Source organism: Rhodococcus sp. IEGM 1379, assembly GCF_030056815.1.
GTDB lineage: Bacteria > Actinomycetota > Actinomycetes > Mycobacteriales > Mycobacteriaceae > Rhodococcus_F.
Window position 1 is genome coordinate 55,485 of sequence record NZ_JASHKR010000017.1, and the last position, 26,180, is coordinate 81,664.

Annotated in this window: 22 protein-coding genes; 12 read left to right on the forward strand and 10 right to left on the reverse strand. The window is 60.7% G+C overall.

The features are described 5' to 3' along the window. Nucleotides 1-37: 37 nt before the first annotated feature. Nucleotides 38-853, reverse strand: coding sequence for a phosphatase PAP2 family protein (locus tag QM600_RS12460; RefSeq protein ID WP_283261764.1), 816 nt, complete (start codon nt 851-853; stop codon nt 38-40). A 97-nt stretch (nt 854-950) separates the two neighbouring features. On the opposite strand from QM600_RS12460, the gene QM600_RS12465 reads away from it, so the two are divergent. Next, the gene (locus QM600_RS12465) at nt 951-1,637 is read left to right on the forward strand and encodes a response regulator transcription factor (RefSeq protein ID WP_283261765.1); all 687 of its coding nucleotides are present in this window, start codon (nt 951-953) and stop codon (nt 1,635-1,637) included. Here QM600_RS12465 and QM600_RS12470 read toward each other — a convergent pair. Further along, the gene (locus tag QM600_RS12470; RefSeq protein ID WP_283261766.1) at nt 1,628-3,013 is read right to left on the reverse strand and encodes a sensor histidine kinase; all 1,386 of its coding nucleotides are present in this window, start codon (nt 3,011-3,013) and stop codon (nt 1,628-1,630) included. The genes QM600_RS12465 and QM600_RS12470 overlap by 10 nt on opposite strands. Nucleotides 3,014-3,107: 94 nt before the next feature. Here QM600_RS12470 and QM600_RS12475 point away from each other — a divergent pair, with 94 nt between their 5' ends. The 8 genes from QM600_RS12475 (at nt 3,108) to QM600_RS12510 (ending at nt 9,799) form a co-directional block, all read left to right on the forward strand. Further along, nucleotides 3,108-3,329: a hypothetical protein gene (locus QM600_RS12475; protein WP_283261767.1), complete on the forward strand. Its 222-nt coding sequence runs from the start codon at nt 3,108-3,110 to the stop codon at nt 3,327-3,329. Then, complete coding sequence (locus QM600_RS12480; protein ID WP_283261768.1) at nt 3,296-3,895, forward strand: COG4705 family protein; 600 nt, start codon at nt 3,296-3,298, stop codon at nt 3,893-3,895. Before QM600_RS12475 ends, QM600_RS12480 begins: the two co-directional genes overlap by 34 nt. A 26-nt stretch (nt 3,896-3,921) precedes the next feature. Next, the gene (locus QM600_RS12485; RefSeq protein WP_283261769.1) at nt 3,922-5,082 is read left to right on the forward strand and encodes a pyridoxal phosphate-dependent aminotransferase; all 1,161 of its coding nucleotides are present in this window, start codon (nt 3,922-3,924) and stop codon (nt 5,080-5,082) included. A 64-nt stretch (nt 5,083-5,146) separates the two neighbouring features. Further along, complete coding sequence (locus tag QM600_RS12490) at nt 5,147-5,758, forward strand: TetR/AcrR family transcriptional regulator (RefSeq protein ID WP_283261770.1); 612 nt, start codon at nt 5,147-5,149, stop codon at nt 5,756-5,758. Between the two features lie 34 nt (nt 5,759-5,792). Continuing rightward, the gene (gene purB / locus QM600_RS12495; RefSeq protein ID WP_283261771.1) at nt 5,793-7,214 is read left to right on the forward strand and encodes an adenylosuccinate lyase; all 1,422 of its coding nucleotides are present in this window, start codon (nt 5,793-5,795) and stop codon (nt 7,212-7,214) included. A 65-nt stretch (nt 7,215-7,279) separates the two neighbouring features. After that, a complete protein-coding gene (locus QM600_RS12500; protein ID WP_283261772.1) occupies nt 7,280-7,693 on the forward strand; it encodes an HIT family protein in 414 nt (137 codons plus the stop codon). Nucleotides 7,694-7,871: 178 nt separating this feature from the next. Continuing rightward, the gene (locus QM600_RS12505; protein WP_283261773.1) at nt 7,872-9,143 is read left to right on the forward strand and encodes a sensor histidine kinase; all 1,272 of its coding nucleotides are present in this window, start codon (nt 7,872-7,874) and stop codon (nt 9,141-9,143) included. After that, nucleotides 9,140-9,799 (forward strand): response regulator transcription factor, encoded by a 660-nt coding sequence (locus QM600_RS12510; protein ID WP_283261774.1) that lies wholly within the window; start codon nt 9,140-9,142, stop codon nt 9,797-9,799. Before QM600_RS12505 ends, QM600_RS12510 begins: the two co-directional genes overlap by 4 nt. Nucleotides 9,800-9,871: 72 nt before the next feature. Here QM600_RS12510 and QM600_RS12515 read toward each other — a convergent pair whose 3' ends face one another. Continuing rightward, entirely contained in the window at nt 9,872-10,825 is a 954-nt protein-coding gene (locus QM600_RS12515) for a tyrosine-protein phosphatase (protein ID WP_283261775.1), read from the reverse strand. A 303-nt stretch (nt 10,826-11,128) separates the two neighbouring features. Here QM600_RS12515 and QM600_RS12520 point away from each other — a divergent pair, with 303 nt between their 5' ends. Both QM600_RS12520 and QM600_RS12525 read left to right on the forward strand, forming a co-directional pair. Beyond that, entirely contained in the window at nt 11,129-12,022 is an 894-nt protein-coding gene (locus QM600_RS12520) for a phosphoribosylaminoimidazolesuccinocarboxamide synthase (RefSeq protein WP_283261776.1), read from the forward strand. Further along, nucleotides 12,019-14,133, forward strand: coding sequence for a S9 family peptidase (locus QM600_RS12525; protein ID WP_283261777.1), 2,115 nt, complete (start codon nt 12,019-12,021; stop codon nt 14,131-14,133). The genes QM600_RS12520 and QM600_RS12525 overlap by 4 nt, the downstream gene beginning before the upstream one ends. On the opposite strand, the gene QM600_RS12530 is transcribed toward QM600_RS12525, so the two are convergent. Beyond that, nucleotides 14,130-14,819: a response regulator gene (locus QM600_RS12530; protein WP_283261778.1), complete on the reverse strand. Its 690-nt coding sequence runs from the start codon at nt 14,817-14,819 to the stop codon at nt 14,130-14,132. The two genes, QM600_RS12525 and QM600_RS12530, sit on opposite strands and share 4 nt — an antisense overlap. After that, nucleotides 14,816-16,402 carry an ATP-binding protein gene (locus QM600_RS12535; protein WP_283261779.1) on the reverse strand — a complete coding sequence of 529 codons (1,587 nt, stop codon included), beginning with the start codon at nt 16,400-16,402 and terminating at the stop codon, nt 14,816-14,818. The genes QM600_RS12530 and QM600_RS12535 overlap by 4 nt, the downstream gene beginning before the upstream one ends. A 118-nt stretch (nt 16,403-16,520) precedes the next feature. Between QM600_RS12535 and QM600_RS12540 the strand changes: the two genes are divergently transcribed. Then, on the forward strand, nt 16,521-17,933 hold the full coding sequence (locus QM600_RS12540; RefSeq protein ID WP_283261780.1) for a cation:dicarboxylate symporter family transporter: 1,413 nt from the start codon (nt 16,521-16,523) through the stop codon (nt 17,931-17,933). 241 nt (nt 17,934-18,174) lie between these two features. Here QM600_RS12540 and QM600_RS12545 read toward each other — a convergent pair whose 3' ends face one another. From QM600_RS12545 to QM600_RS12565, 5 genes are all read right to left on the reverse strand, one after another. Beyond that, nucleotides 18,175-18,573, reverse strand: coding sequence for a VOC family protein (locus QM600_RS12545; protein ID WP_283261781.1), 399 nt, complete (start codon nt 18,571-18,573; stop codon nt 18,175-18,177). 126 nt (nt 18,574-18,699) lie between these two features. Beyond that, nucleotides 18,700-20,133, reverse strand: a complete 1,434-nt coding sequence (locus QM600_RS12550) for an aldehyde dehydrogenase family protein (protein ID WP_283261813.1) — start codon at nt 20,131-20,133, stop codon at nt 18,700-18,702. A 116-nt stretch (nt 20,134-20,249) separates the two neighbouring features. Beyond that, nucleotides 20,250-22,589, reverse strand: coding sequence for an arylsulfatase (locus QM600_RS12555; protein ID WP_283261782.1), 2,340 nt, complete (start codon nt 22,587-22,589; stop codon nt 20,250-20,252). Nucleotides 22,590-22,687: 98 nt separating this feature from the next. Next, nucleotides 22,688-23,797 (reverse strand): NDMA-dependent alcohol dehydrogenase, encoded by a 1,110-nt coding sequence (locus tag QM600_RS12560; RefSeq protein WP_283261783.1) that lies wholly within the window; start codon nt 23,795-23,797, stop codon nt 22,688-22,690. Nucleotides 23,798-24,166: 369 nt separating this feature from the next. After that, nucleotides 24,167-25,804 carry a sigma-54-dependent Fis family transcriptional regulator gene (locus tag QM600_RS12565; RefSeq protein WP_502942956.1) on the reverse strand — a complete coding sequence of 546 codons (1,638 nt, stop codon included), beginning with the start codon at nt 25,802-25,804 and terminating at the stop codon, nt 24,167-24,169. Between the last annotated feature and the right edge of the window lie 376 nt (nt 25,805-26,180).

Below are 26,180 nucleotides of genomic sequence, written 5' to 3' on the forward strand. Positions count from 1 at the left end.
TGCAGTCGCAGGCCGAACTAGCCGCGCGACTGCACAATCACCGCGCGGGCTCGACCGTTCTGTCTTCTAGCTGGACGAGTGCGCAACGTTTCGCTTGCGCACGGGTATTCAGAAAACGGAAGGCTGCGCCGCCGACAGTGACCGCGAGTGTTGCCAGCACAGCCCCGGCAATGACATCGGTGAGCCAGTGGACGCCCAGATACAACCGGGTGAGGGCAACGATCACCGTGACAATGACCGCCAGGAGCATGAGAAGTCGTTTGATCGACGGAGTGTGCTGCGTCGCCACAACGAGGACGACGATGCCGATCAAAGCTGCTGTGCCCGTGACGTGGCCGGAAGGAAAGGAATGGTCGGTCTCGAGGAGAACCTGAGTGGCGGTCGGCGGACGTTCACGCCCGACAATCGCTTTCAATACGGTGCTCGCGACGGCTGCAGCGCCAACGGTGCCGACGACGACGATGCCCGGGATCACCGACTTCGCACGCCACGAGAGCAAGGCGCCGGCCGCGATGCCGAGGATCGCTGTCGCGACGGGACTACCGATATCGGTGACGGCAACGGCAACCTGGTTGAGTCCGCTGCTCCGATGGGCGACCATCCACTCGGTCACGGGACCGTCGAACCTTGTCAGCCACCCGGCCTGCACTACCTGCACCGATAGTGTCACCAGGGCGATCGCCAGTCCGACAACTCGAAAGACCGTCGATCGCACGTCGGCTGACCGATAAATCGATCCGACTCCGAAAAGCGCGGCAGCAACGAGCATCGCGGTGACGGCGATTTCCGCGGTGGTGCTTTCGGTCAACACTTCGGTGACCACGGCATGCGGGGACGTGACAGATGCAAGCATGGATCGAAGTCTGCCCAGCCGATGCTGAAGAAACGCTGAATGCACGTTCGGCGACGGTGCGTAATCTGTTGTACTGAGTTCGGAAAGGGGGCCTACGGTGCGAGTACTGGTAGTTGAGGACGAGGTACGACTGGCGGAGACAATTCGTCGGGGGTTGGTCGCCGAAGGATTTGTGGTTGCCGTCGAACACAACGGTGACGACGGACTTATTGCCGCCGGCAGCGACGAGTTCGATGTGATTGTTCTCGACATCATGTTGCCGGGGAAAAGTGGTTACGAGATCGTTCGCGAACTGCGCGCCCGCCGGATCTGGACGCCGATCCTGATGCTGTCAGCGAAGGACGGGGAGTACGACCTGGCCGATGCGTTCGATCTCGGTGCCGACGACTATCTGGTCAAACCCTTTTCCTTCGTGGTGCTTCTTGCGCGCCTGCGTGCATTGGTACGACGGGGCGCACCGCAACGGCCGACGGTATTGACCGTCGGCGATTTGGCGCTCGATCCTGCGAGGCATCAGGTGACCCGGGGTGCCATCGTGCTGTTGCTGACTCCCCGCGAGTACAGCGTTCTCGAATTTCTGATGCGCAACAATGGGGTAGTCGTGACCAAGAGCGAAATTGTTCGATCCGTCTGGGACACCAACTACGAGGGTGACGAGAATATCGTCGAGGTCTACATCGGCTACCTGAGAAAAAAGGTAGACGCACCGTTCGGGACACACAGCATTGAGACGGTGCGCGGCGTGGGCTACCGATGCAGGTCAGATTCGAATTCTCAGTCCTGATCTGTCGGGATCGCGATGTCGAATCTGCTTCCACCGCTAGCTCTTTCGGTTACTGTGATGGTTCCACCGTGCGTGGCAGCGATATCCGACGCGATGGCCAACCCGAGTCCGGAGCCTCCGCCCTCTCTTGATCGCGGGGAGTCGAGCCTGACGAAGCGTCCGAAAATTCTTTCCCTCTCGGATGCCGGGATGCCGGGTCCGTCGTCTTCGATCATGATGTGGGCTGTGCCCCCGGCCTCGGAACAGCTCAGCCACACTTGGTTTTCCGCGTGGCGAACAGCATTGTCGACGAGGTTGCGTACCAAGCGTGTCAACGAACGCGGGTCCCCGGTGACACGAACCGGCACTATTGCTGCTGTCACGGCGACATCCGAGATTCCGGAGATCCGCTTCTTCTCGTTGAACAGAATGTCGTCGATATCCACGTCCACGGTGAGTTTCGTTTGCTTGACGTCTCTTTCGTCTACGCGTGCCAAGGTCAGGAGATCCTCGATCAGTTGCCGCATCCTCCTGGCTTCGGGGAGCAGTGCGCCCTCGATCAATGCGTCATCGAGTAGTTCGGGGCGGCGGTATGCCAGTTCGAGTGCAGTAGTGATGGTGGACAACGGACTTCGCAGTTCATGGCTGGCGTCACTGATAAATCGCTGCTGAGCCTGTGCGCCTTCGTCGAGGCGAGCCAACATGTCGTTCATAGTTGTTGCCAGTCGTGCTATTTCGTCGTTTCCCGACGGTACCGGCACTCGTTCGCCGTGACTGCTGCTCGAAATCGACGCGACTCTCGTCCGGATACGTTCCACCGGCGCGAGAGCGGAACCTACGAGCCGGTATGTCGCGAATGCCGCCAGCGCGAGAACGAGAGGCCCGACTACCGTCAAAAGTATTGCCACGGTGGTCACTACGGTCTCGACAGGTTCACGATCAGCTCCGACGAAGATCGTGACCAGCTCGGTCGGGGTCGCGACACCGCGGCCGATCAACCAGTAGTCGCTGTTGTCGGACAGTGTGACGCGGCCGAAGGATTCGGAGTGATCAGGTTCGAGAATTCGCTGCGAGAGCAGTCCGTTCTCGGTACCGGGTGATTGGGCCAGAACTTGGTGATCAGATCCCACGATCTGAACGATTCCGATCTGGCTGTCCGTCGACAGGAGTGACGGGTCGAGATCGGTAGCACTTTCTCCACTGAGTTGTTGAGCGAGTTGCGTGGCTCGTGCATCGGAACTGTCTATCGCCGACAGTTGGAGCGAGTTCGCGAGAACGAATACGAGAGCCACCCCCGCGATCACGAGACAGAACGCGATGACCAGCGTCGACGCCACAGTCGAGCGGATACGGACGCTCCACTGGGATGGATGGAGAATCGACGCCGCGAAGTTCATGCGTTCAGTCTCTACTGCATGGGCCGAGAGCGACGAGTGTTCTCAGCTTCCTTTCAACAAGCACCTGCAACTCTGACCCACATGACTCTCACACGTGAGCCGGCGCAAGGTCTCCGAGGTAACTCTGTATTTCTGGATCATAAAGATTCTGGGTACGAGGGTTGGTGAGACTGCGGCAGATTCGCTCAATGCAGATCTCGGCATCGTATTGACCGGGACGGCAGCATTGACGACTGGGCTACTGGTGATCGCCCTGGGATCCAGTTCGCGCGGAAACAGTATGTGCCGTGGGTCTATTGGTTGGAAGTGGTGCTGATCAGTGTGGTGGGAACGTTGATCACCGACATCCTCACCGACACCTTCGGAGTGTCATTGGAAGTGAGTGCCGGAATCTTCGCGGTTGCGTTGGCCGTGACATTTGCAGTGTGGTTTGCGAGTGAACGAACTTTGTCCATTCACAGCATCCGGACGCCGAAGCGCGAAGCGTTCTACTGGCTCGCGATTCTCTTCACCTTCGCGCTCGGCGCGGCGGCGGGTGACCTGATCGCAGAGCAGGTCAATCTGGGATATGCAAAGTCGGCAATCCTGTTCGGTGCCGTCATTGCTGTGGTGACCGCGGCTCACTACGGGCTGAAACTCAATGCGGTGCTGGAATTCTGGATCGCGTACATCGTCACCAGGCCGCTGGGTGCGTCGTTCGGTGACCTGTTGACTCAGGACCGTGACGAAGGCGGATTGGGATTCGGGCCGACCGTCACGACGTTGGTGTTCACGATCGTGATCGTGGCACTGGTTGCATTCCTGACGGTCAGCAAGGTCGACGTTCTCCCGGCCAAGGTCTCGGATCTCGAAGCTACTGAACGAGAACCCACTGACGCTTGATTGGCGGTACCGACTACCGTCGAGGTGTGCGCTCAGAATCTCGTCGATCGAACATCCAGACCTTCCACGTCATGGACGTGTGGAAAGCCGCTACCGAACGCCAGCGGACGCATGGCGACGTCCTCACGTTGGCGGCCGGTCAGCCGTCGACGCCGGCGCCGACCCCGGTATTGCGTGCAACGCAGGAGATCCTGGGTAGAGAACTCCTCGGGTACACCGAGACATTCGGGATCTTGGCGCTCCGCGAGGCCATCGCGGGCTACCATTCCGAGCGTTCGGGAATCACCGTCGACGCCGACGACGTTGTCGTGACGACAGGTTCGTCGGGCGCGTTCACATTGCTCTTCCTGGCTGCATTCGATGAAGGCGATACCGTCGTCGTCGCACGTCCGGGATACCCGGCCTATCGTAATACCCTTGCGGCGCTGGGTTGCAACGTCGTCGAACTCGATTGCGGACCGGCGACGCGCTATCAGCCGACAGTCGAGATGCTCGAAGCGCTGCCGTCGCCGCCGGCCGGCTTGATTGTCGCGAGCCCCGCCAATCCCACCGGAACGGTCATCGCACCCGACGAGTTGGCGGCGCTTGCCCATTGGTGTGACGAGCACGGAACTCTCCTGATTTCCGACGAGATTTACCACGGCATCGGCTACGGCGATCAGCAGACGTCGAGTGCCTGGGAAACCTCCCGCGAATCGGTTGTCATCGGCTCGGTGTCCAAGTACTTCTCGATGACGGGCTGGCGACTCGGCTGGATGCTGGTGCCCACTTACTTGCGTCGACCGCTGCAGCGCCTCGCGTCGAACATGACCGTGTGCCCGCCCGCGATTTCGCAGTACGCCGCGATCGAAGCTTTCTCGGCTGACGCGAAGGTCGAACTGGATGGTCATGTCGAACGCTATGCGCGCAACCGTGAGCTTCTGCTTACCGGGTTGCCGAGGCTCGGCATCACCGATCTGGCCCCCGCTGACGGCGCGTTCTACGTATACGCCGATATCGGACATCTCTGCGGCGACGAGGGCGCGACTGCCTGGTGTTCGCGGTTGCTGACCGATACCGGAGTCGCGTTGGCGCCGGGAATCGACTTCGACACCGTGCATGGAAATCGGATGGTTCGGCTCTCGTTTGCCGGTGCCACAGCGGACATCGAAGAGGCGCTTCGACGCCTCGAATCGTGGCTTGGGTAACAAACAGCAAGGTGTTCGCACTGTTTCCCGATGCATGTACCTATAAAACTGGCACGATGGAACGGTGTCGGGAGCAGCAACACCCAAGGGAGAAAAACGTCGCCAAGCACTGGTGGCGTCCGCTGCTGAGCTTTTGCTGGAAGGTGGGTTCGACGCGGTCCGCCACCGCGCCGTCGCAACGCGGGCAGGCCTTCCGCTGGCATCGACCACTTACTACTTCGATTCACTCGACGACCTCATCGCCTGCGCCGTCGAATTGAACGGCAACGCGGATATGGACGCGGCGCGTGCCCGTGTCGAAGTAGTGACCATGCGTCGACGGGGCTCCGAATCCACCGTCGATCTGCTGGTGGACCTGCTGTTCGGTGTGGACGAAAGGCTGGCGGAGAGCCGTGAACGGTTGATCTCGCGGTACGAAAGATCTGTTGCCTGCGCTCGGCACCCGGCATTACGTGACGTGCAGTTGAGGTTGCGCGCGCAATTGGACGAAGTGCTGACCGAGGCGTTAAAGCGCTCGGGCCGCTCAACTGCCGACGGTCAACTGCGACGCCTGGTAGCTATGGTTGATGGCGCGATGATCACGGGATTGGGGGAGTACGACCCCGACCCGCGTGGTTTGGCCCGCGGGATGCTTCTCGAATCGATCGATGTGATGGCCCCATCTGTGCAGGGGTAACGGCCATACTTGCCCACCGTTAGACTGAGGCCTCGTGAGCCGCATCCCGAATGTCCTTGCCAACCGTTACGCCAGCCCGGAGCTTGCCGCTCTGTGGTCGCCTGAGTACAAGATCGTGCTCGAGCGCCAGCTGTGGGTGGCGGTGTTGCGAGCTCAAACCGAGCTGGGCATCGACATTCCGGCCGACGCCGTCGCCGATTACGAGCGTGTGATCGACAACGTCGACCTGCAGTCCATCGCCGATCGTGAGCGTGTAACCCGCCACGACGTGAAGGCCCGCATCGAGGAGTTCAACGCCCTCGCCGGCCATGAGCAGGTTCACAAGGGCATGACCAGCCGCGACCTCACCGAGAACGTCGAGCAGTTGCAGATCGTCCGCTCCCTCGAGCACGTCTACAACCACGGCATCGCCGTCGCCGCCCGTCTGGGTGAGCGCGCTGCCGAGTACTCGTCCATCGTGATGGCCGGCCGCTCGCACAACGTCGCAGCTCAGGCCACAACTTTGGGTAAGCGCTTTGCGTCGGCTGCCGACGAACTGCTGGTTGCACTGACTCGTCTGCGTCAGCTGATCGACCGCTACCCGCTCCGCGGAATCAAGGGCCCGATGGGCACCGCGCAGGACATGCTCGATCTCTTGGACGGTGACGCAGCCAAGCTGGATCAGCTCGAGACGAAGGTCGCCGAGCACCTCGGGTTCACCAATGTTCTGACCAGTGTCGGCCAGATCTACCCGCGTTCCCTCGACCACGACGTCATCTCCGCCCTTGTCCAGGTCGGTGCCGCGCCGTCGTCGTTCGCGCACACCATCCGCCTCATGGCCGGCCACGAACTCGTTACCGAGGGCTTCCAGCCCGGCCAGGTCGGCAGTTCCGCGATGCCGCACAAGATGAACACCCGCTCCTGCGAGCGCGTCAACGGACTGCAGGTCATCCTGCGCGGCTACGGTTCCATGGCAGCCGAGATGGCCGGCGCTCAGTGGAACGAAGGCGATGTCTTCTGCTCGGTGATTCGCCGCGTTGCACTGCCTGACGCTTTCTTCGCGATCGATGGAATGTTCGAGACCTTCTTGACGGTGCTCGCGGAAATGGGCGCCTACCCGGCCGTCATCGAGAAGGAACTGACGCGCTACCTGCCGTTCCTCGCCACCACTCGGGTACTCATGGCAGCTGTTCGCGCCGGCGTCGGACGCGAGACCGCGCACGAAGCCATCAAGGAAAATGCCGTCGCCGTGGCACTTGCGATGCGCGAAGAGGGCAAGGAACCTGATCTTCTGGATCGCCTCGCCGCCGACGACCGTCTGCCGCTCGATCGCGCTGCGCTCGATGCAGCCCTCGAGGACAAGGCCGCCTTCATCGGCGCCGCGTCGGCTCAGGTCGAATCCGTTGTCGCCGAGGTACAGAAGCTTGTCGACGCTAACCCCGAAGCTGCGGCGTACGCGCCGTCGCCGATTTTGTAGGGGCTACGCCCTGTGCGCCTTTCTGGTAGTCACCGCTACCAAAAAGGCGCACAGGGCCGAAGGCTATGAACTGCATCTTCTGCTCCATCATCGCCGGCGAGGCAGCAGCCAGCGTCGTCTACGACGACGCGAATGTTCTTGCCTTCATGGATATTCGGCCGTTCACGTCAGGTCATCTCCTCGTTGTGCCGAAACGTCACGCCAGTGGATTGTCGACGCTGGATCCCGACGACGGTGCCAGGATCTTCGCGGTTGCGCAGAAAATTGCCACGGCCATGCGCGCTGGGCCACTTCCGATCGACGGCGTCAATCTTCATCTCTCCGACGGAGCTGTCGCGGGGCAGGAAGTTTTCCACGTCCACCTGCATGTCATCCCCCGGAATCGTGGCGACGGCTTCGGTGTGCGCGCTCAGCCCCGTACGCCGCAGCGGGCGGTACTCGACAGCACGGCAGCCGTAATCCGGGAAGCATTGAACTAATGATTCACCGGTAACGGCGATTCTCGTAGGATTGTTCGGTAACCACCATAACCGTTCGAGGTTCCGAAGGACTCAGATACATTTGCAGTTCGAACGCCGGTCTGACAAGAGCTGCTGGTAATCGTTTCGGCTCGAGTATCTACCGGTGCCGGGGGAGCCTGATATCGAATGGAGTCGGATGTTAGTGCACTTCCGCCAGTTTCTGCCATCGGAGCAGATATATTCGGTTCAGATCAATCGGTTGACCCCGAGTAATCCGGCAATCGCTGCCGTAGTGCTCGGCGTTTTGAGTGTGGTGTGGCTCTTCGGGATTGTGGCCGCAAAGTTGGCCGGTGACGTCGGAATGAGACTCTTGCATTCGCCGTCGCTGATTATTCAAGCGGTGATGTTCATCGTCATTCTCACGTTTTCCGCTTGTCTACGTCGCGCATTTCCGATTGGTTCGTTTCTGGTGGCGATGGTCAGCACCGCGGGCCTGACGTTGCTGCTGGACGACCGATCTATGGGTTTGACGCCGCTGTACTTTTTTGCGATCGTGACACTGGCGATTCGCACACAGGGAATGAAACTTGTGTTGCTCACTGTGCTGGCAATGGCGACGGACGTGGCTGTGACCGCAGGACGCGGATTGGAGCCGACCAATAATCTTGGCGAGGTACAAACGCCTCAGCATTTGATCATCCTGCAGATTGTCAATGTTCTGTTCACCTATGGAATGCTTGTTGCCTTTGGTCTGGTCATTGCGAAGTTCCGTACGTATTCATCGACCAGTAGTGCTGCCATCGAACAACTTCGGCAGGAACACGAGGCGAAGTTGAATGATGCAATCGCGTCTGAGCGGCAGAACATGGCACGTGAACTGCATGATGTTGCAGCCCATCACCTCACCGGAATGCTCATCCAGACAAAATCGGCGAACAAGGTCCTTGCGAGCCATCCGGACGATGTGCAAGCAATGCTCGACGGAGCGATCGACCAAGGGCAGCGAGCGCTCGACAGTTTGCGTCAGATCGTGGGAATCCTGCGGTTGGGTGAAGGTGATCCCGATTACCCGCAGCCGATGATCGCCGATATCCCGGAAATGATCGACGGATGTCGGGCAGCGGGTTCGCCGTTGACTTTCGAACTGGAGGGCAGTTTTGCCGAACTCGACAGTGCGGTGCAGCTATCGTGTTATCGGATTGTTCAGGAGGCATTGTCGAATGCACTTCGGCATGCGCCGACCAGTCCGGTTCACGTGAGCGTTTGTCGTGATCATGCATCGGTAATCGTCACGATCGACAACGAATACGGAATCAGTACGGCTGCTATGCGAGGTCAGGGCTTCGGTATCCCGGGAATGAGGGAACGAATCACGCTCTTGGGCGGAGAATTCTCAGCCGGACCCGATGGGACCGGTGGATGGACAGTACGGGCGACGATGCCGATTAGCGGGAGGATTATCGCATGATCTCAGTACTTATTGCCGACGATCAAGCGGTTGTCCGGGAAGGATTCGATCTTTTCCTTCGTGATCACCCTCGGATCGAGGTGATCGGTCATGCAAGCTCGGGAACTCAAGCGGTGGAACAAGTCCGGCTACTTCGCCCGGACGTGGTGCTGATGGATATCAGAATGCCGCGCGGTGACGGGCTTACGGCGACTCGCGAGGTTTTGAAAGAGTTCCCGAATACTCGCGTCGTTGTTGTCACGACTTTCGATCTCGACGAGTACGTGTTCGGCGCTCTTGACATGGGAGCGGCGGGGTTCTTGCTCAAGGACACGGATCCGAAAGACTTGGTAGCGGCAGTCATTGCTGCGGCAGAAGGCGGTTCGGTACTTTCGCCGCGACTCACGCGCAGGTTGATAGTGGAATTCGGCAAACGAAAGCAGTCGGTCGGGGTATTGCTTCCCGGTCACGACCTGAGTCTGCGTGAGATGGAAGTTGTCCAGCATCTCGCGAGAGGCTTGGGCAACGGTGAAGTGGCTGACGTGATGGAACTCGAATTGAGCACCGTCAAGTCACATATCAGCAATATCTGCCGGAAACTCGATGTGCGTACGAGGGTACAAATTGTCATCTGGGCGTATCAGAACGATGTTGTGCGCGAGTTTTCGACAGAATAGGCGTACCCGAGTTCACGTCCGGTAGCGGACATGAACTCGGATACGCCTCGTATGTGATGCCTGTGTCGGAACTCAGCCGAGCAGTTTGGCCTTCAGCTCCATGATGGTGCCCTGGCTCAGTCCCAGGCCCTCCGTCAGGTAGTTGTCAATGGTTCCGTAATCCGCCTTCACCTGGTCGAGGCCGGCTTGGAGGAAGCTGGCTTCCACTCCGAGTGCCGGTGCGGCTATTGCTGCTGCGCCGGCACCGTACGTCGCGGTGATGTAAGCGGTGGCCGCTGCGATGCTTTTGACCGAGTACTCGTTGGTCAGAAGGTAATCGTCCATGATGGTGGACTGGTCGACGCCGGCGATGCTGAGCAGCAGCATTGCGGTCCAACCCGTGCGGTCCTTACCGGAGGTGCAGTGAAAGACCTGCGGGCCATCGGTTTTCGCCATGTTGGTGAGGAGGGTCTTCAACCCGGCGCGCTCGACTGCGCCGGTAACAAATATCCGGTTCATTTCTTGCATGGCGCCGCGCATTTCGTCGGGCGTGCGGATTGTGGCCATCATCGCTGTTATGTCCACGTCGTGTGCCAGGATCGAGATGTGTTCGCTGTCGACGCCGGGCGGCAGAACATCCGGCACCTTGGCGATTTCGCCGTCGGTACGGAGGTCGTAAACCTTTGCCAAATCAAGCTTTACGAGCTCTGCCATATCGGCACCCTTCGGGGTGAACGCGTTGGCTCGGTAGAAGACGCCCTTGTTGAGATGCTGGCCGAGGGATCCCGTGTAGCCGGATCCCTCATATCCGTCTCCGGTTCCTGCGACATCGCGGAAGTTGTCGATACCCTCGAGGCGCGGGGCGTCGGGAGCCTGCTGCGAACTGCCGAGGCCGAGCGAACCGAAGTCCAGTGAACCGAATCCGGCGGATCGAAGCGGATCGGCCTGGGCGAGCGCAGTTCCGCCGATACCGGTCATCAGGAGGCTGCCCGTGATTGCCAGTGTTGCGGCGGCACGGAGACCGACAGTGCGTGAAGTTCGAGGCATCTGTAAACCCTTTCGTGAAGCGGGAATCTGATTGCGATGAATGAAGTGATCTGAGTGTGTGTCGCAAAAATGCCGGATTTCGGCGTCTCTCCCGTCCAATGGGAAAACTGGTTGTCTTGCGCTTGGCGGGCACTACCGGAACCCGTAGATTCAGTAGCCGCGCGGCTACTGTGACAGTGGCCTCTCACTTGTAGGTGAGAAGCCATCCGCAAATCCAGGTCAGCGGGCCGCGGGCCTCTCAGAACGGCGAGTTTCGGTCACCACGGTTCTGTGTGAGTCGGTAACTCCCGATAGGGTGGCAACGTGCGTCCTACACTTGATTCCTACACTCATCTGGCCGGTGGCAAGGTCCGCGACCTTTACACGATCGACGACGAGCACCTGCTGCTTGTCGCGAGTGATCGGATCTCGGCCTACGACCACGTGCTCAGCACGCCGATTCCGGACAAGGGCCGCGTCCTCACTGCGATGAGCGTGTTCTTCTTCAACGTCCTCGGCGGCAACAATCACCTAGCCGGTGAGCCCGACGACGATCGCATCCCCGAAGAGGTCCTGGGGCGTGCGTTGGTAGTGAAGAAGCTGAACATGGTGCAGGTCGAATGCGTCGTCCGCGGCTACCTCACCGGATCCGGGCTGGTCGACTACAACAACACCGGAGCCGTCTGCGGTGTGTCCCTGCCTGCTGGTCTGGTCGAGGCCAGTCAGCTGCCCGACCCCATCTTTACTCCCGCTTCCAAAGCTGCCATGGGTGATCACGACGAGAACATCAGTTTCGCTGAGGTCGTCGAGAAGGTTGGTCAGCCGCTCGCGATCCAACTCCGTGAAGACACGCTCGACGTGTACGCGCGCGCATCGAACTTCGCGGCAGACCGCGGAATCATCCTCGCGGACACCAAGCTCGAATTCGGTCTCGATGCCGCCGGCAACTTGGTGCTTGCCGACGAGGTACTCACTCCGGACTCGTCGCGTTACTGGCCGGCCGACGGCTACGAGGCCGGCAAGGTTCAGCCCAGCTTCGACAAGCAGTTTGTCCGAAACTGGCTGACCAGTGCAGAATCCGGCTGGGACCGAGCGTCGGACACAACGCCGCCGCCACTCCCGCAGGAGATTGTCGACGCGACCCGGGTGCGTTACATCGAAGCCTACGAACGTATTTCCGGATTGTCCTTCGCCGATTGGGTCGGTCCCAGCGCATGAGCCCCGTCCCGCCAGTCGCGAAGAAGGTTCCCGCTGAACGTACCCATCACGGACACACGTTCGTCGATGACTACGAGTGGCTGCGGGACAAGGAAAATGCCGAGGTGGTTGCCTACCTCGAGTCCGAGAATGCGTACACCGATCAGCAGACCGCTCATCTGGAGCCGTTGCGCGAGAAGATCTTCCAGGAGATCAAATCACGCACCCAGGAAACGGATATGTCGGTACCCACTCGTATGGGGAAGTGGTGGTACTACGCTCGCAGCGTCGAGGGAAAGTCGTACAACGTTCACTGCCGCTGTCCTATCTCCGACGAGAGTGACTGGACGCCACCCAATCTGACGCCTGGTGTCGAATTGGCCGGCGAACAGATTCTCATGGACGGCAATCTCGAGGCCGAAGGCCACGACTTCTTCTCGCTCGGCGCGTTCTCGATCAGCGAAGACGGCACTCTGCTGGCGTACTCCGTGGACGTGCTCGGCGACGAGCGATACACCCTGCGGTTCAAGAACCTCGAGACTGGCGAGCTCCTCGCCGACGAGATTCCCGACACCGCCCCCGGTGCTACCTGGGCACTCGATCACAGTCACGTCTTCTACATGACTGTCGACGAGTCCTGGCGTCCCGACACCGTCTGGCGGCACAAGCTGGGAACACCGCAGAGTCAAGATGTTTCGGTGTTCCACGAGCCTGACGAGCGCTACTGGGTGTCGATAGGGTCGACTCGCAGCGAAAAGTACCTGATGATCTGGGTCGGTTCCAAGGTGACCAGCGAAGGCTGGATGCTGGAATCCGCAAACCCGGAAGGTGACTTCCGTGTGATCATTCCCCGCCGGGACGGTGTCGAGTACGGCGCCGAACACGCTGTGATCGGGGGAGAGGATCGCTTCCTCATTCTCCACAACGACGTCGTCGACGGCGTGAAGGCCGAGAATTTCGTGCTGGCCGAGGCTCCGGTTTCGGATCCGACGAACATGACCATGTTGATCGCACACAGCGAAGACGTGCGTCTGGAAGAGGCCGACACCTTTGCCGGTCATATCGTGCTGAGCTACCGGCGCGAGGCTTTGACTCGGGTTGCTGTGTGGCCGTTGACAGCCGACGGCTACGGCGAGCGTCACGAGATAGATTTCGACGAAGAACTGTTCAGTATCGGAATGGGCTCCAACCCGGAATGGGCTCAGCCCACCATCCGGCTCGGATTCACATCCTTCATCACCCCGGGGCAGGTCTACGACTACTACGTCGACAGTGGTGAACTGGCGCTACGTAAGTCGCAGCCCGTTCTCGGAGACTTCGATGCGAAGAACTACGAGCAGCGCCGCGATTGGGCAGTGGCCGAAGACGGAACTCGGATCCCGCTGTCCATCGTTCGGCGCGTCGGCGCACCTGAGGGCCCGGCACCGTTGTTGTTGTACGGCTACGGTTCGTACGAGGCGAGCATCGACCCGTCGTTCTCGGTGGCACGTTTGTCTCTACTCGATCGCGGTGTTGTCTTTGTGGTCGCCCACGTACGTGGTGGCGGCGAGATGGGTCGGCATTGGTACGAGAACGGCAAGACGCTTACCAAGAAGAACACTTTTACCGACTTCATCTCTTGCGCAAAGCATTTGATCGATGCCGGCGTCACCACTGCTGATCGGATGGTTGCCGACGGCGGCAGCGCGGGCGGCTTGCTGATGGGTGCTGTAGCCAACCTCGCGCCGGAACTCTTTGCGGGCATTCTCGCGAACGTGCCGTTTGTCGATCCACTGACGTCGATCCTGGATCCGTCGTTGCCGCTCACGGTCATCGAGTGGGACGAATGGGGAGACCCCTTGCACAACAAGGACGTCTACGAGTACATGCACTCGTACAGTCCGTACGAGAACGTGGAAGCCAAGGACTACCCGGCGATTCTGGCGATCACCAGCATCAACGACACCCGTGTCCTCTACGTCGAGCCGGCCAAGTGGGTTGCCAAACTTCGCGCGACCAAGACCGGGGAGGCTCCGCTACTTCTCAAGACCGAGATGAGCGCCGGACACGGCGGCGTCAGCGGTCGCTACGAGAAGTGGAAAGAAGTTGCTTTCGAGTTCGCATGGGTACTCGACACCGTCGGTGCCAACTAGGCCCTGCGGTACCGAACCTGTGGGCGTCCCGCACGTCCGTATTCGGTTTCCCGGGTGAGCAATCCGTCGTCTGCCAGTTTTTCGAGGTAGCGCCAGGCGGTCACCCGGGAAACACCCACGGACATGGCCACCTCGGCGGCAGTCACTGGACTCTCCGACGCGCGTACGCACGCGGATACCAATCCGAGTGTTTGCGACGAAATACCTTTCGGTGATGCTGCTCTGTCGTCAGAAGTTCGGAGTGCCGCCATTGCCCGGTCGATATCGTGTTGGCTGACGGCTGATTCGCCGGCGGGCAGCGCAGCGCGGTACTCCAGGTACCTCTCGAGCTTGTCGCGGAAAGCGGCAAACGTGAACGGCTTGAGCAGGTAGAGAACGATTCCGCGCGCAACGGCGTTGCGTACTACGTCGAGGTCTCGGGCCGAGGTCACGGCAATGATGTCCGGACTGGGGCGCAACCCGCCCAGTGCTGACGCAACGTCGAGTCCACTCGCGTCGGGTAGTCCGATGTCAAGTAGTACCAAGTCGATGGGTTGATCGGTGGCGTTGGCTTCGGTTACCGCGCGCAGCGCAGCCTGTCCGGTGTGAACAACGCTGTGCACCAAAAACTCCGGAACGCGCTCCACGTAAGAGCGATGCGCTGCGGTAATCAACGGTTCGTCGTCGACGATGAGTACCCGGATCATTGTGATGCCTTCTCGTGTCGAATCGGAATACGAACTACCAGCATGGATCCGAGACCGGGTTCGCTCACGAAAGTGCCACCGTGGCGCTTCACGATCTGCGAGACCAGGGCAAGGCCGATGCCGCGAGAGCCTGATTTGGTGGAATATCCACGCTCCTTTGCCTTTTCGAGTGCGTCGGGTGTCATTCCCGGACCACTGTCGGCGACGGCAACTACCATCATCGAATCCTCTTCCATCACTGTCACTTCCACCCACGGGTCTGGGCCCGATCGGGCGGCGTCTATAGCATTGTCCACCAGATTGCCGACCAGCGTGACCAATTCACGGGCGGTGAGCGTGGAAACGGGGCCGAGCGCAGTGTCTTCGGTGACGGTCAACTCCACCCCGCGCTCGGTCGCCTCGCTCAGTTTGCCGAGCAGTAGGGCCGCCAGTGCAGGCTCGTGGACCGCATTGACCAACCGATCGATCAGCTGCTGAGAAACACGTAACTCGTTGGTGGCAAAGGCGACTGCGTCGTCGTATCGTCCCAACTCCACCATGGTGATGATGGTGTGTAGTCGGTTGGCGCTCTCGTGTGCCTGTGAGCGCAGTGATTCTGCGAACCCTCGAATCGAGTCAAGTTCGCCCAGAACATTCTGCAACTCGGTGTGATCGCGAATTGTTAGAACCGTTCCAATTCTCTTGCCCTCCCACTCAACCGGATGCTGATTGACCACCAGTATTCGTAGATCGGTGAGATGAACCTGATCCTTCGCCGAACCGGCGTCCACGTCTCGCAGGGTGGAAGGAAGGGACGAAAGTTCAACGCGCCCATTCGGTAGGTCGAGGAGGCGACGGGCTTCGTCGTTGACCATCTCCACCTGAGCTTGTCCGCCTCGCCCGCGGCCGATGACGACCAACCCTTCGCCGATGCTGTGCAGAACGGCGTCGTGATGTTCGTACATCGTGAGCAGTTCGTCAGGTGCCAGACCGAGGGTTTGACGCCTGATCCGGCGACTCACGAGCAATGAACTCAGGACCGCCGCAATCAATCCCGCCGCGGTTATTGCCAGGATGGTCGGAATGCTCTGCGCGAACTGCTTGCTGATCTCCTCGCGCGTGACGCCGACAGACACCAGACCGACCAGCGTTCCCTTCGCGTCGTAAACCGGTGTGACAGCGCGAATCGACGGACCCAACGAACCGGCATACGTTTCGGTGAACGTCTCGCCGGCCAAGGCTCGGTCGATGTTGCCGGTGAACAATTGCCCGATCAATTCCGGATTGGTGTGGGTATAGCGCGTCCGGTCCGGTGCCATCACCACGATGAAATCGACGCCGGTGGCCTGGCGTATTTCCTCGGTCTGAGGTTGCAGGACCGCAGTCGGATCAGGGCTTGCCAGAGCCTGGGCGGTGGAGTCGGACAGGGCGAGGGTCTCCGCGATCGAGCTCACCTGTCGGCGGATGGCGTCGTCGCTGTCGCCGCGCTCGTCGACAATCGCCAAAGCGCCGCCGACACCGATGACCAGCGTCAACAGTGCCAGCTGCAGTAGCAGAATCTGCCGAGCGACGCTCATACGTCGGCGACTGCGTAGTTCGACCATCGGCCTCTCCTGAACGTTATGAACACAAACTTCACGTCTCGAGTATTTGCAGCAAGAATTCTCCACGACTTGAAAGTGATCCCGATCACTTCACAGATTTCCCACCAAAGGACATCCCATGAGCATCACGGCAACAGGGACAGTAGACGCTTCCCCACAGCCCGAGGGCACCCCGGCGAAGCGCGACAAGACGCACTGGCTCTACATGAGCGTCATCGTTGCTGTCATCGGCGGCATCCTCGTCGGTTGGCTCGCACCCGAATTCGGCAAGTCGGTCGGTGTGCTCGGCACGTTGTTCGTCAGCTTGATCAAGATGATGATCAGCCCGGTCATCTTCTGCACCATTGTGCTCGGAATCGGCTCGGTACGCGCTGCGGCGAAGGTCGGCAAGGTCGGCGGTCTGGCGCTTGCCTACTTCATCGGTATGTCGACCGTTGCTCTCGCGATCGGCTTGGGTGTCGGTAACCTGCTGAACCCCGGCAGCGGCTTGAACATCACGCCCAACTCGGCTTCCATCGCCAAGCTCACCGATGCAGCTCATAGCGCCGGTGGGACGTGGGACTTCATCGCGTCGATCATCCCGACGTCGATGCTGTCCTCTCTTACCGCCGGTAGCGTGCTGCAGACGCTGTTCGTGGCGATGCTCGTGGGCTTCGCGATCCAGTCGCTCGGTAAGCCCGGCGAGCCGATCCTCAAGGGAATCGGCCACATTCAGAAGCTCGTGTTCAAGATCCTCACGATGATTCTGTGGCTCGCCCCGATCGGTGCTTTCGGCGCCATCGCCAGCGTGGTCGGCCAGACCGGACTGAGCGCCGTGGTTCAGCTCGGGACACTGATGATCGGCTTCTACCTGACCTGCCTGATCTTCATCTTCGGTGTCCTCGGAACCCTGCTCCGCGCGGTGACCGGATTCAACATCTTCAAGCTGGTCAAGTACTTGGCCCGCGAGTACCTGCTCATCTTCGCGACCTCGTCCTCCGAATCGGCATTGCCGCGACTGATCGCCAAGATGGAGCACGTCGGCGTCGAGCGCACCACTGTCGGCATCGTCGTTCCGACCGGCTACTCCTTCAACCTCGACGGCACCGCGATCTACCTGACCATGGCGTCGATCTTCATTGCCGACGCGATGGGTCAGCCCCTCGCCTTCGGTGAGCAGCTCTCTCTGCTGGTGTTCATGATCATCGCCTCGAAGGGTGCTGCGGGAGTCAGCGGCGCCGGATTGGCAACGCTTGCAGGCGGTTTGCAGAGCCACCGTCCCGAACTGCTCGACGGCGTCGGCCTGATCGTCGGTATCGACCGCTTCATGTCCGAAGCCCGAGCGATCACCAACTTCTCGGGCAACGCCGTCGCCACGCTCCTTATCGGAGTCTGGACCAAGACCATCGACAAGGAACGCGTCGTCGAGGTCCTGGACGGCAAGATCCCGTTCAACGAAGCCACGATGCTCGACGACGAGGACGAAGAAGAGCAGCACAAGCTCGAAACTGCGCCTGCTGGAACCAATCAGTCATTTGTCAGTCACCACTAAAGGTTTGAGCACTTCCGTACCGCGGAACCCATTCTGCGATCAGTGATCCTGGTCGTATCTAGATGAATGAGACCGTCGCACCCACCGTGCGGCGGTCTCATTCTGTAGACGCTCGGAGCGTCGTACGAGTCCATTGACGCGGGACAGCGATTCCCCCGCGCGGGCGTTGTCAACTTGGGGCGAAGAATTCCCGTCAGCCGACTCCGCAACGTGTCCCCGAAGTGGCGCTGATCTAAGCCGCTTACGAAGGCGGCGCAAAGAACTCGAGCGCGATGTTGTCGGGGTCACGGAACGAGATCCCGGATCCGTAAGGTGCGGTCACGATACCGCCGTGAGCGATACCGAGTTTCTCGAGTCGTGCCCGCCACTCTTTCAGGCTGTCCTGGGTGCAGCCGAATCCTACGTGATCGAGTCCGACTCGCCGTTCGTCGAATGTCGATGATGCGTCGGCGTTTTGGTGCGCGTGCAGTCCGAACAGTGTGCCGTCGTCGAGCGCAAACACCGCATGGTGAAAGTTTCCCGACTGGTCTTCCTCGTCGAGCACGGGCGGGGTCCCGAAGAGTGCGGTGTACCACTGCCTGCTGACGCCAAGATCGGAGACTGTGACGGCGATATGAGCGAGGCCTGGAAAGATAGTCATTTTGTGAGCCTCTCGTTCCTGCCAATGTCGGATCATTGGTCCATTCGGTGAACTTCGATAGGGGTCGATCCATTATCGTGCCGGCTGACATTGGACGACGCTAGCCAATGTCAGCCGACACGATGGTCACAAGGCGATGCTGACCGACTTGGTCTGGGTGTATTCCGCGATGGCACCCTCGCCGAGTTCCCGGCCCCACCCCGACTGCTTGTACCCACCGAACGGCAGAGCAGTGTCAAAGGCGTTGTGGCAGTTCACCCACACCGTGCCGGCTTTGATCTGGGCCGCGACCTCATGGGCTCTGGAGACATCCCGAGTCCACACGCTTGCTGCGAGTCCATACGGGGTGTCGTTCGCCGCGGCGAGCACGCCCTCGTCACGATTGAACCGAACAGCGACAGCGACCGGGCCGAAGATCTCCTCCTGATAGACGCTGAAGTCGCTTTTCACGTCGACCAGCAGCGTCGGCTCGACGTAGAACCCGGTATCGCCGTGCCGCTGTCCGCCGGACAGGGCACGGGCACCGTCGGCGAGACCAGCCTCGATGTAGCCGGTGACCTTGCCGAGTTGCTCCTGCGAGATGAGCGGTCCGATGTCGTTGGTCGGATCCAGGCCGGACCCGATCTTCTGAGACTTCGCAAACTCGGCGATCCCCGCGGTGAACTCGTCGAAGATATTATCCTCAACCAGCAGTCGAGTCCCAGCCGTGCAAGCCTGTCCGTGGTTGAACAGGAACCCACTGGCGACGCCGGGGATTGCGGCTTCCAGGTCTGCGTCGGAGAAGATCACCTGTGGGCTTTTGCCGCCGAGTTCGAGGGAGACCTTCTTGAGGTTCCCGGACGCGGCGTTGACGATCTTCTTACCTACCTCGGTCGATCCGGTGAATGCAACCTTGTCGACGTCGTCGTGGCTCGACAGTGCAGCGCCCGCGTCGCCGAAGCCGGTGACCACGTTGAACACCCCGTCGGGGACGCCGACCTCGGCAATAACCTCGGCCAGTAGCAACGCTGTGAGGGGAGTTTGCTCGGCCGGCTTGAGGATCATCGTGTTCGAGCATGCCAAGGCCGGGGCTACCTTGAACGCCGCCATCACCAGTGGGAAGTTCCACGGCACGATCTGCGCGCAGACACCGATCGGTTCGCGGGTGGTGTAAGCATGGAATCGGCTGCCCGGTGCCCAGGGGACCGATACCGGGATGGTCCGGCCCTCGATCTTCGTGGCCCAGCCGGCGTAGTAGAAGAAGATCTCCGCGGCCCATACGACATCGACGGCCTTGGCTACCGTGACGGACTTACCGTTGTCGAGGGACTCGAGCTGGGCGAACTGATCGGCCCGGGCCAGGATGCCTTCACCGATCTGCCATAGCACCCGTTGGCGCTGAGCGGGCGTCAGCTTGCGCCACGGACCGTCCTCGAAGGCGCGTCGGGCGGCTGCGACCGCGCGGTCGACGTCCTCTGTGCCTGCGTGCGGCACAGTGGTGAGGGTCTTTCCGGTTGCTGGGTCGACGGTCTCGAATACGCGTCCCGAGGCAGCCTCCTCCCACGCTCCGTCAATGAACATCTTCTTGGGGGAAGCGATGAATTCCTGCACCCGGAGGTCGAGTTCGATTGCCCCGGTTGGAGTATCGGTGGTAATCACGTGGTTCCTTCCATAGTTGGTTGCGCTGCCGGCATCGGTCAGTGCGTTCGGAGTGCAGCCATCGCAGACTCGTGGCGTGTATCGACGTCCGGAGCTTCGACATCGATCCGAACGAAGTCGATCTCCCCGGTGAACGAATTGGCCGGCGCGGGCAGATATTCGTCGGTGACGGGAGTGTTCCGGTCGACGCCAACGTCAAGTGTTCCGCTGATGGAGTAGAAGTACGGGGTCGTACGCGGCACCCGGCCGGTGCCGACCTTGATCCCGTCCACCTCGATCGTGCCGGTGCCGCCCTGACCGATGCCGCCGTCGTAGTCGAAGTGGAACTCGACGATATGCTCACCTTCGCCCAACGTCTCTTCAGCTCTCACGTAGTATCGGTCGACATCGCACAGGTTGTGGCAGTAGGTCACGTACCCGTCTTTGACGTACAACGACCATCCGGCGAACCTGCCACCCTGGGCGACCAAGACGCCGTCGGAACCATTGTTCCGCACCGTGATTCGTGCAGTGATCGCGAAGCTCGTGTTCTTCACGTTCGGTGCCGTATCTTCGTGCAGGCCGGGCATCGAAGGGCGCAGGGTCAGGCTGGTGCGTCCGGCCATCAGATCGGTGCGTCCGGCGATTGCCGGGTTCATGCGTTCCTTGAACCGGTCGTCCATGGGAAAGATCTGGTACTTGGCACCCTCGATGAGGAACTTCTCCTTGAGCTCGGCGAGCTTCTCGGGAAACGCGTGAGCGACGTTTCGTGCCTGGGACCAGTCCGACCGTGTGTCATAGAGTTCCCACGTGTCTTCCTTGAAGGGACGCCATTGTGAGGGGTCGTCGATCCACGGAATCCGGTGCGGGGCAACGGCGGTCCACCCGTGATCGTAGATGCTGCGGCTGCCGAAGAGTTCGAAGTACTGGGTGACGTGCCGGTCCTTCGCGTCCGCGTCGTTGAACGAGTACAGGAAGGACGTTCCCTCGATCGGCTGCTGGGCGACACTGTCGACGGTCTCGGGGTGCGGAATGTTGGCAGCCTCCAGAATTGTCGGCACCACGTCGATGCAGTGGTGCCACTGGTGACGGACTTGGCCGGGGTCCTCGATCCCGGCCGGCCAATGCACCACCATGCCATTGCGGGTTCCGCCGTAGTGGGACGCCATCTGCTTGGTCCACTGGTATGGCGTATCCATGGCCAGCGCCCATCCGACCGGGTACACGGAATGCGCTAGGGGGCCACCGATGTCGTCGATACGGGCGTGTGCCTGCTCGACGGACAGCGTAATGCCGTTGACGCTGCCGACCTCGTTAAGGGTGCCGGTGATGCCGCCCTCCGGGGAGGCCCCGTTGTCGCCGAGAATGTAGAAAATGAGCGTGTTGTCCAACTGGCCGGACTGCTCGAGGGTGTCGACCAATCGGCCGATCTGGGCGTCGGTGTGCTCGGCGAACGCAGCGTAGGACTCCATCAGTCGCGCGGCCACTGCCCGCTCGGTGTCGCCGAGATCCGACCAGCGTGGCACGGATTCCGGCCATGGGCTCAGCTCGCAGGCGTCTGGGACCAAGCCGAGTTCCTTCTGCCGACGCAGGGTGCGCTCACGCTGTTCATCCCAGCCGTCGTCGAATTGTCCCGCGTACCGGTCACGCCAGTCCGAGGGAACCTGGTACGGAGCGTGGCAGGCGCCGAAACTGAGGTAGCTGAACCAGGGCTTGTCCGGGTCGAGTGTCGTCACGGTATCGACCCAGTTCGCGACCTGGTCCACTAGATCCTCGGAGAGGTGGTACTCGCGGCCGGGTTCGATCGGTGGATCGATGGGCGTGGTGCCGTGGATCAGCGTGGGACGGTACTGGTCTGTTTCGGCACCGAGGAATCCGTAGAACTCTTCGAAACCGTCACCGGTGGGCCAACGATCGAAGGGGCCGGCAGGCGATGTCTCCCACGGTGGGGTCTGATGCATCTTGCCGAAAGCACCGGTCGCGTATCCGTTGCAGGTGAGGGTGCGGGCGATGGTTGCCATTGAACGGGGGCGCACCGAGGTGTATCCCGGAGAGCTGGTCGCGGTCTCGCCGATACAGCCCATTCCGACGCTGTGATGGTTCCGGCCGGTCATCAGAGCCGCGCGAGTGGGCGAGCACATCGCGGTAGTGTGGAACTTTGAGTAGCTCAGGCCAGCCGAGGCCAGTCGTTCCGCAGTCGGCATGTTGCAGGGTCCGCCGAAGGCTGATGAGGAACCGAAACCCATGTCGTCCAACAGAATCAACAGTACGTTGGGGGCCTTGGCGGGGGCCTTCATGGGCTGTCGAGTGGGAAAGGGTTCGGCTTGGTCGCGGTAGTCGATCGAGGCCGCAGCCCTGCGGCCCTCGGAGTTGTCGATGGGAAGCGTGAATCGATTCATGTGAGGTCCTTGTTCTTCGAATACGGCGTCGATCCGTCCGGTACGGATGTGCCCTGTTTCGACGTGGTGGGCGCGTCCGTACCGACAGTTGGAGCAGGTCAGGAGTGAACGATGACGCCGCGGATGTTCTTGCCGTCGCGCAGATCCTGATAGCCCTGGTTGATGTCCTCGAGCGTGTACTTCGTAGTAATCAACTCGTCCAGCTTCAGCTGACCGGCGTCGTAGAGACGGAGCAACCGCACGATGTCGTACTGCGGATTCATCGAGCCGAACAGCGTGCCCTTGATCGTCTTCTGGTTGAGCGTAAGGTCTGTTCCCGAGACATGAACAGTCAACTTGTCGGGAGCCGCCAAGCCGGTGATTACCACCGTCCCGCCCTTGCCGATCACGGCGGTGGCAGCGCTGACGACGTCTTCGTCGACGGTTCCGACCAGAATCAGTGCGGCATCGGCGCCCTGGCCCCAGGTCAGTTCGTTGACCTTCGTGGCTGCACTCGCCGCATCTGCGAAGGCATGCGTCGCACCGAATTTCAGCGCTGTTTCACGCTTGAACGCCACAGGGTCCACCACCACCACGTACTTGCACCCCGCTGCCACTGCGCCCTGAACGGCATTGATTCCCAGGCCGCCGATGCCATAGATGACGGCAGTGTCACCGGCGCGAAGATTGCCGGCGTTGACTGCGGTACCCCAACCTGAAGGCACACCGCAACCCACCAGGACAGCGGTTTCGAGTGGAAGCCAGTCGTCGATCTTGACGACGGAATGCTGCGAGATGGTAGCCCGCTCCGAGAACGTGCCGAGCATGCACATTCCTCCGAAATCCATTCCGTTGCCATGGAATCGGAAAGAGCCGTCAGGCATGGACCCTTCGAGAATGGTGGCGCCCATATCGCAGAGATTCTGTCGGCCGGTTGAACAGTAGCGGCACGTTCCACAGTTGGGGATGAAGCTGCACACCACGTGATCACCGGGCTTGACCTTGGTGACTCCGGGGCCAACTTCTTCGATGATGCCGGAACCCTCGTGTCCGCCGACAATGGGGTAGCGGGGAGGGAGATCGCCGTCGGTGAGATGTAGATCCGAATGGCACAGTCCAGCAGCGGTGTACTTGATCAGTACCTCGCCGACGCCCGGACCGTCGAGGTCGAGTTCCATTATCTCGAAAGGCTTTCCGGCTTCGAGCAATACAGCAGCTTTGGTCTTCATGATTTCTCCTAGTCGTCGGGCGCGTCGGACAGAGCTCGGTGGCGGGCGTACTGCTCGACCGACTGCAAGTAATCGAACGCAGAAGAGCCGTCCTGGACGGACCGCATTGGCGAGGGCTGCAGATCCGGTGTTCTGCCGTGATCCGAATGGATTCGGGTGATCGGCATGCAAGTGCCCATATTTTGTCTTTGCGTGGAAACTTGTTGTACTGCAGGTCTTCCCGGATGTTTACAGGATCTGCGCGGGGTCAATCCAGCGTCTCTCGGAGGTCGTTCGACGTGCCGTTAGAATGTGGTCGAAATTATGATTGCCCACACGGTGGGGGTGTAAGTGTTCAGTTCTGTAACACTGCCTGGGACGGCGCCGGATTCATCCCGGAACGTTCAACGCCCGCATCCGCCGGTACAAGGTTGTTCGGCTGATGCCGAGGGCCCCCGCAGCATGCACTTTGTTGCCACTGGAGGCACGAAGCGCCTCGACGATCGCCACGCGTTCGGCGCGGTCACGACCCAGCAGTGCGGTGTGGACGCCGTAGCGATGTGACTCGGGCAGGTCCGCCGAGCCGATAGTGCCGCCGGTGCGGCCGGTCAGGGTCCGCGCCAGTACGGTGCGCAATTCGGCGAGGTTGCCGGGCCACAATTGGGTCGACAGTGCATGCATCGCGCTCGCCGAGTACCTGATCCGGTTGCTGCCGACCAGGTCCATCGTCAATGCGTCCACGAGAGCAGCGAAGTCTCCGACCCGCTCCCGCAGCGGCGACAGGTCGGCCCGGTAAGCGCACCGCGACAGGACTGGTTCCAGCCTGTCGTCGGCTACCTGAGCGGTGGAGGTGACCACCACGCGAGGAATGGTCTGCGGACTTGCGAGAACTCTGCCTAACACGGCGAGTTGTGTTGACGGAAGTAGTTCCACGTTCTCGACGATCAGCACCCCGCGGAGCATGGCGGCATGCTCGACAAGACTTGCCGTCCAGTCTCTTTCGCCTTTGATCGAAATATCTGCGGCATCGAAGACGGCGCAGGTGTTCGGTTTCGCTAGTTCGCGGGCTGCGGTACTACGACCAGTACCGGCTTCGCCTGTGATCGAGACGGAACCAGGCGTCTGACGCAGCGCCTTCAATCGCGGCCCCCACACGTACCCGGAGGGCTGCTGTGTGGGCGCGCGTCGCAGCACGGGTTGCTCTTTCACCCACAGCGGCTCGATCCGACAGATGACGCCGGCACCCGGGACGGTCTCGATCGTGATCTCCATCTCCCTGCCGTTGTCGATCTGCAGTCGTGTGGATAGCGGCGCATCCCGACGTACCTCGGCCGCCAGGCGTCGCAGCACCCCGACGTCTGCTGTTTCCAGAATTTTTTGTGCGGGTGTGTTGCCGAGTACGAAACCGTCCCCAAGTGCACAGACCGCTCCGCCTTCGAGTCGGGTGATGCGCTGGAACTCGGCCACTAGCCGGAGTTCGGTGTCGCAGGTTCCCTCCAGTAGTCGCCGCTCGATGTCCGAGACAACTCGCTGGACGAACGCCGCGAACATCGGTGTGGCAGCCTTGGCGAAACCGATGATGTTCAGCACACCTTCGATGCGGTTGGTGGCGGGATGAAATATTGGCTGTCCGTAGCAGCTGAACTGCTTGAACACGTCGAGGAAGTGCTCGTTGCCGATGATCGACAGACCTCGGCGAAGTTCGGCTGCGGTCCCTACTCCGTTGGTGCCCATGACGTCTTCGCCGAAGTACGTCCCCACGGCTAGTCCACTGTGGTCGAGAGCCATCCCGATCGCACCGTCATCAATCACCCGATGCACCAGCATGCAGTCGCGGTCGGCTAGCACAACCGCCGTATCGGTATCGCGGATCTGGTCGGCCACCTCGTCGAGCACCGGCCCAGCAGCCCGCAGGAGGGAGCTGTTCCCCAGGTCGTCGATTATCCGAACTGTCGTTGACGGTGTGGACCCTGGCTCAAGCCCACACATCACGGATCGCCTCCACGATGAGACGATCTCCGGTCGCATCTCTGACGATTCGATCAATGCTCGTGTCCTTCCGCAGCTCGGCTACGCACGGAACCCCACCCAGTGCTCGTATCTATCGTAGCGCCACGTCAGAGAGGATTTGAGGACCAGCTATAGGCGCTGACGCAGGGCCTGGTGACCTGACTTCCGCGCACTGAAGGCAGTCGGCCGAGATCAGCGTGAAGGTGAGGCTTGTGTACCCCAGATGTATCAAAGTTGAACACATAAGGGCGTGACGAATCGCACAGAATTTACCCCACGGTCGGACACGGGAAGCGGCGATTCCGCCCCGCGGTGCTGTTCCCGCTGGCGGCGTCCCCTTTCGGAGGGGACCTATCGGGCGGTAGATGGCGCGAAATTCGCTGTCGAGGCTGTC

Bases quoted from the DNA above. Each gene is read 5' to 3' on its own strand.
- QM600_RS12460 (WP_283261764.1), bottom strand. From the start codon at position 853: ATGCTTGCATCTGTCACGTCCCCGCATGCCGTGGTCACCGAAGTGTTG.
- QM600_RS12470 (WP_283261766.1), bottom strand. From the start codon at position 3,013: ATGAACTTCGCGGCGTCGATTCTCCATCCATCCCAGTGGAGCGTCCGT.
- QM600_RS12500 (WP_283261772.1), top strand. From the start codon at position 7,280: ATGAACTGCATCTTCTGCTCCATCATCGCCGGCGAGGCAGCAGCCAGC.
- QM600_RS12505 (WP_283261773.1), top strand. From the start codon at position 7,872: ATGTTAGTGCACTTCCGCCAGTTTCTGCCATCGGAGCAGATATATTCG.
- QM600_RS12510 (WP_283261774.1), top strand. From the start codon at position 9,140: ATGATCTCAGTACTTATTGCCGACGATCAAGCGGTTGTCCGGGAAGGA.
- QM600_RS12515 (WP_283261775.1), bottom strand. From the start codon at position 10,825: ATGCCTCGAACTTCACGCACTGTCGGTCTCCGTGCCGCCGCAACACTG.
- QM600_RS12525 (WP_283261777.1), top strand. From the start codon at position 12,019: ATGAGCCCCGTCCCGCCAGTCGCGAAGAAGGTTCCCGCTGAACGTACC.
- QM600_RS12530 (WP_283261778.1), bottom strand. From the start codon at position 14,819: ATGATCCGGGTACTCATCGTCGACGACGAACCGTTGATTACCGCAGCG.
- QM600_RS12535 (WP_283261779.1), bottom strand. From the start codon at position 16,402: ATGGTCGAACTACGCAGTCGCCGACGTATGAGCGTCGCTCGGCAGATT.
- QM600_RS12540 (WP_283261780.1), top strand. From the start codon at position 16,521: ATGAGCATCACGGCAACAGGGACAGTAGACGCTTCCCCACAGCCCGAG.
- QM600_RS12545 (WP_283261781.1), bottom strand. From the start codon at position 18,573: ATGACTATCTTTCCAGGCCTCGCTCATATCGCCGTCACAGTCTCCGAT.
- QM600_RS12550 (WP_283261813.1), bottom strand. From the start codon at position 20,133: ATGTTCATTGACGGAGCGTGGGAGGAGGCTGCCTCGGGACGCGTATTC.
- QM600_RS12555 (WP_283261782.1), bottom strand. From the start codon at position 22,589: ATGAATCGATTCACGCTTCCCATCGACAACTCCGAGGGCCGCAGGGCT.
- QM600_RS12560 (WP_283261783.1), bottom strand. From the start codon at position 23,797: ATGAAGACCAAAGCTGCTGTATTGCTCGAAGCCGGAAAGCCTTTCGAG.
- QM600_RS12565 (WP_502942956.1), bottom strand. From the start codon at position 25,804: ATGCGACCGGAGATCGTCTCATCGTGGAGGCGATCCGTGATGTGTGGG.